This is a genomic window from Streptomyces sp. NPDC048349 (assembly GCF_040651925.1).
In the GTDB taxonomy this organism is placed as follows: Bacteria; Actinomycetota; Actinomycetes; order Streptomycetales; family Streptomycetaceae; genus Streptomyces.
This window is the reverse complement of sequence record NZ_JBEZLA010000140.1, coordinates 1-3502: the sequence shown is the minus strand read 5'-3', so window position 1 is coordinate 3502 and position 3502 is coordinate 1. Positions and strand designations below refer to the sequence as shown.

3 protein-coding genes are annotated in these 3502 nt (G+C 69.0%); all 3 read left to right on the top strand.

The genetic code is table 11. The features are described 5' to 3' along the window. Positions 1 to 447, top strand: a 447-nt coding sequence (locus AB0D44_RS34255) for a hypothetical protein (RefSeq protein ID WP_362598790.1), incomplete at its 5' end; no start/stop codon positions are given. Continuing rightward, the gene (locus tag AB0D44_RS34250) at positions 444 to 1286 is read left to right on the top strand and encodes a nucleotidyltransferase domain-containing protein (RefSeq protein WP_362598787.1); all 843 of its coding nucleotides are present in this window, start codon (positions 444 to 446) and stop codon (positions 1284 to 1286) included. The genes AB0D44_RS34255 and AB0D44_RS34250, both read left to right, overlap by 4 nt. Positions 1287 to 1676: 390 nt before the next feature. Beyond that, positions 1677 to 2849, top strand: a complete 1173-nt coding sequence (locus AB0D44_RS34245) for a hypothetical protein (RefSeq protein ID WP_362598784.1) — start codon at positions 1677 to 1679, stop codon at positions 2847 to 2849. The last annotated feature ends 653 nt before the right edge of the window (positions 2850 to 3502 follow it).

Below are 3502 nucleotides of genomic sequence, written 5' to 3'. Positions count from 1 at the left end.
CAGCAGCCTCGGCTACCAAAGCCCAGCCCAGTACGAACCAACCACCGCCTGAATCAAGACAACACACCTGTCCGCCAAAACGGAACAACCCCAGGTTTCGGCGGGTCTTACGAACTCCGGCTCGGGGTTGACGAGGCAGAGGAGTTGGGCGGGGTCGATCTGATCCGTTCGGCGCTGCGGAAGGCCGGCCGGTCGCTGGGGTGGTCGCGGCTGGAGACGTTCGGTGGTTCCTTCCCGCAGGTTGCGGTGGCGGGTGTCGTGGACCGGCGGGAGATTCCCGAGGAGTTCGCTGCAGCTGTCGAGGAGTATCAGTCGGCGCGGGGGAGAGCCTCGGCGGAGGTGATCGGGCAGACGTGGCAGGACGGGAGGCCGCGTGCGGTGCCAGGTTCTGTTTTCTTGGTGGCGCAGGAGTTCCGCGCCGCTTATGCCGAGGGAGCGGCCGGGTGAAGCGCGAGCGCGCGACGCGTCTGCTGGCGGACATGATCACGCGGCTCGAGGGTGGCGACTGGCCGCTGGGCCTGGTGGAGGAGGTGTACGTCTTCGGGTCGTACGCGCGCGGTGCGCTGGAGCCGAACGATGTCGATGTCGTCATCGAGCACGGTACGGACAAGCGCTGGCTCGGCGAGTCGCTTCATGCCTCGATTAATGGGCGTGACTCGTATGTGGGGATGCGGCAGGCCCTGAGGGGCCGCACCCGGGGGATCTCCTTCCAGTTCCGTGGCAGCAGCAGTCTGCAGGGCGAGGGCTTTGATCTGTTCTTGCTCTGGCGGAAGGGCGAGCCGTTCTCCCTGGCTCGCGAGCGCCTTGCCTCCCTGACAGCGGATCCGGAAGCCGGGACTGCGCCCAGGGACCACATGCTTCCGGAGTTCGAAGGGCTGGAGAGCCTCGTGCCGCGCCCGGCGAGGATCGAGCTGTTCGGCCGGCACACGGAGGGAAAGATCAGTATTACGCCGCTGAGGCTGGTGGACGGGCAGCTCGAAGACCCTGAAGCCGCCTGGCATGTGCGGCGGCGGTGGGTGGAGACGAGCCCTCTGCGCCGCGCGGCGACGTGCGCCCTGGTCGCTTTGGAGCAGCGGGGCGTAGATCTGGGGGAGGTGACGCTGCACGGTCAGCGGCTGTTCGGCCGTGAGCAGCAGGCCGAGCGTTGTTTCGTCGATCTGGGGTGGAACGGCTTCGGATACATGGGCCGTCTCCTGGACGATGGAGTGACCTGGGTGGAGGTCTTGCGTCCGCATCGCAGCAAGCCCATGGACGCACTGCTCATCGAGCCGCGATCTGGTCGGTAGTCAGCATCCGGGTCATAGTCCGGCCAGCCGCGGCGAAGTAGGGGCTCAGCTTCACCCGTTCATGTTGGCCTGACCGGCGTGTCGGGATGGACACCTCTGCGTGTGGACAGCCGCATGGTGCGGGTTCGGGCTGGGGGTGTGTGGGTGTCCGATCAGATGTCTGCCGGCGAGGGCATGCCGTGGTGCCGGGGTGCGGGGCGTGAAGGTGCCGTGGCGCGGTTGGTGGCACTCGATTCCCGGGGAGAGTTGGCCACGGAGCACGCGCGTGCGGTTGCTCAGGATCTTGGGGTTTCTCTGCGGACGGTGTGGAACTGGGTGGCGGTGGCCCGGCGTGAGGGGCGGCTGTCCGCACGGACTGCGTCGCGGGTCGGTGTGAGTGCGGATCTGCGTATGCGTCTCACGGTGCATCCGACCCCGGGCGCCGACGCCGCGATCGCGCTCGCCTACGACATCCTCGCCGCCCTCGGCAAGCCCGTCCCCCTGGACGGATACCACCAGCTCGACCCGGCCCCGGTCTGGTCGATCGCGGCCGCCTGGATCCTCGCCACCCCCGTCACCCACCTCACCCTCCTACGAGCCCACCTGCTGACCCCGCACCGCTTCAAAAGCCTGCTTGCCTTGCGCCGGCGCACCGGGGTCCGGCTGGTCCTCGTCTGTCACCACCGCGCTATGCGGGCCTTCCTGGGACGTGAACTGTGGCAGGTGGAACACACGATCGCCGAGGCCTCCGCCCTGCTTCCCGAGGCCGAGCCCTCCGCCCTGCTTCCCGAGGCCGAGCCCTCCGCTCCCGGACGGCGGGCACCAGGGCGGCCGCGCCCGCTGGCGAACCGCTGGATCGGCCTGCCGGCCCTGACCACCCTGACCGTCGACGAGGATCCGGCCAACCCCTGCCAGTGCGCTGCGCCCATGGCAGCCGAGCGGGACTTCTTCCCGCCGGTGATGCCCTCCCTCACCCAGGCGGAAGTCGCCTGGCGGCTCCACCGGGCCACCGCGCATCCGTACCTGGCGGCCCACCTCGCCACCGCGGTGTTCACCGCGGCTTCCACCACCCAGCTCGATACCGTCCACGTCCACGACCTGGCTCCAGACGGTACGGCCGTCACGCTCCACGACCATGGGCTTCGCCGGGGCTGCATGACCCATCACGTCCCCGCCTGGGCCCGCCCCTTGCTGCTGGCCGCAGCCTTCCTCTGGAGGATTGAGGCAGGCACCAACGGCCCCCTCTTCACCGACCCGTTGGACAGCACCGGCCTGCCGCCCCTGACCGCCTTCGCCGAGAGCTGCAAGCTACGCCCTCCCCAGCCGCCTCGCCCCAAGCCCCGCCGGCCCCGGAAGACAGCGAAACCGGCTCCGAAATCGCCGGAAAAGACCGTCTGGCCTGTGTGCGCGGTTCACTACCGGCGCCCGTGGGCTGCGCCTGACCCTGAGCGGATGTACGGGTGCCCGTACCCGCCGCCCTACACCCAGAAGACCATCGACAGACGGAAGAAGGGATGGCTGCCGCCCGACTACGGCCTGCGCGGACTCCAGCCTCCACGCTGGGAATCGGACCTGTCCCAGTAGCGAGACAGCGCAACACTATGGACCCTGGTCGCCTGTGCACATTTGCCAAACGCCGTCCAGTTTCACTGATCGACGCGCGCACAGCGGGCCGCCAGCGATGCAACCCATCCCTTCCAGAGACAATCCGCAATTAAGAATGAAGCAACCTCAGAGGGTGCGGGTTCATCTCTCGCATGCTTCAGACTGCTCGCCCCCGGCTGACAGTAAGCTTCGTCATCCACTACATCACGGGTACAGCCGCATGTCGTTCAGCCTCCTCCCAGCCAGCCCCGGGAACCCTAGGCCCGGAGCCGACCGGAGCACGCACCCGTCCCCGCTGCCGGCCGCCCGCGAAGCGGGTTGGTCCTGAAGGCGGAGCCGGAAGGACCGGGCGGGGGAGCGAAGCGGACCCGCCCAACGGGCCGAAGGCCCGGACTCCGTGAAACGGAGTCACCCAAGCCTGCGAAGCAGGCGGTTCAGGGTGGAGCGCAGCGGAACCCTGAACAGTCCGGAGCGCAGCGCAGGACTCCGGCCCGAAGGGCCGGCCATGGCTCGGCGAAGCCGAGCCCCGCTGAGCGCAGCGAGGCGGTTCGCTGGCACAGCGCGCAGCGCTGTGGGACCCGCTCCGCGGGCGGCTGGCTACGGGAAGCCGGTGGGGGTGTGCTGCCGGGTTC